The following is a 1,671-nucleotide window of genomic DNA, read 5'->3' as shown; positions in this document are numbered from 1 at the left end:
CCACGCGGTCTTACCCGCGCTTCACCCTGGCCATGGGTAGATCACTCCGCTTCGGGTCCAGAACATGCCACTACACCCATAATGGGATACGCCCTATTCAGACTCGCTTTCGCTACGGCTACCCCCCACGGGTTAACCTCGCGACATGTCCCTGACTCGCAGGCTCATTCTTCAAAAGGCACGCCATCACCCCACCAAAGGAGGGCTCTGACGGATTGTAGGCACACGGTTTCAGGTACTATTTCACTCCCCTCCCGGGGTACTTTTCACCATTCCCTCACGGTACTAATCCGCTATCGGTCATCAGAAGGTATTTAGGCTTACCGAGTGGTCTCGGCAGATTCACAGCAGATTTCACGGGCCCGCTGCTACTCGGGAACACCATCAAGGCAGACATCGGGTTTTCACGTACGGGACTCTCACCCTCTACGGCAGGCCATCCCAAGCCACTTCCGTTAACCACGACATTTTCTTACTGCCCTCCAGAGGGATAGCCCTGGAAAGATAGGTCCCACAACCCCGCACACACAACCCCTACCCGGTATCACATGCATACGGTTTAGCCTCATCCGCTTTCGCTCGCCACTACTCACGGAATCACAATTGTTTTCTCTTCCTACGGGTACTGAGATGTTTCACTTCCCCGCGTTACCTCCCACACCCTATATATTCAGGTGCGGGTAACACGACATCACTCGTGCTGGGTTTCCCCATTCGGACATCCTCGGATCAACGCTCGGTTGGCAACTCCCCGAGGCTTATCGCAGCCTCCTACGTCCTTCATCGGCCTCTGATGCCAAGGCATCCACCATGCGCCCTTAAACACTTACGCACAAAAACCAATTGAAAACAAGAATCAAAATTGCACATCAACAACACACAGACGGAAAAACCAACGACCCGAAAGCCGCCGGCCACCATTTCTGCGCGCGTTAGATGCTCGCAACCACTATCCACGAATCAAACACCACACCCCACCACCAAAACCGGTGAGGCAACAACAACCCCCACCCCGCAACCGGGGCGTCCCCCACCCTCTAACCGAGAGGGGAGCGAACGGGCCTGTTGTCTCAGGACCCAACAGTGTGTCTGGCAATTCTTCACGACCAACGCTTTCCAGCCGGCCGAACGTTTGTTGTCATATGCACCCGCCGGAGCGGCCCACTACAGGCGCCGGCGACAATCCCAACCATGAACCCCGGCACTGTTGCCGGCATGGGGGAAACCCTGGATCAGGGCATGTAAATGGTGCTCCTTAGAAAGGAGGTGATCCAGCCGCACCTTCCGGTACGGCTACCTTGTTACGACTTCGTCCCAATCGCCGATCCCACCTTCGACGGCTCCCTCCACAAGGGTTAGGCCACCGGCTTCGGGTGTTACCGACTTTCATGACGTGACGGGCGGTGTGTACAAGGCCCGGGAACGTATTCACCGCAGCGTTGCTGATCTGCGATTACTAGCGACTCCGACTTCACGGGGTCGAGTTGCAGACCCCGATCCGAACTGAGACCGGCTTTGAAAGGATTCGCTCCACCTCACGGCATCGCAGCCCTTTGTACCGGCCATTGTAGCATGTGTGAAGCCCTGGACATAAGGGGCATGATGACTTGACGTCATCCCCACCTTCCTCCGAGTTGACCCCGGCAGTCTCCTACGAGTCCCCGGCATAAC

General features: G+C 56.6%; 2 rRNA genes. Both read right to left on the bottom strand.

Annotation, left to right across the window (positions count from 1 at the left end):
• Nucleotides 1–832 (bottom strand): 23S ribosomal RNA (locus tag ACJH7A_RS30400); the annotation flags it as partial.
• A gap of 427 nt (nt 833–1,259) precedes the next feature.
• Nucleotides 1,260–1,671: ribosomal RNA gene (locus ACJH7A_RS30395) — 16S ribosomal RNA — on the bottom strand; the annotation flags it as partial.

This window comes from Mycobacterium sp. SMC-17 (genome assembly GCF_045310915.1).
Classification (GTDB): Bacteria; Actinomycetota; Actinomycetes; order Mycobacteriales; family Mycobacteriaceae; genus Mycobacterium.
Note: the sequence above shows the minus strand (reverse complement) of the source record. Positions and strands in the feature narration are given on the sequence as shown.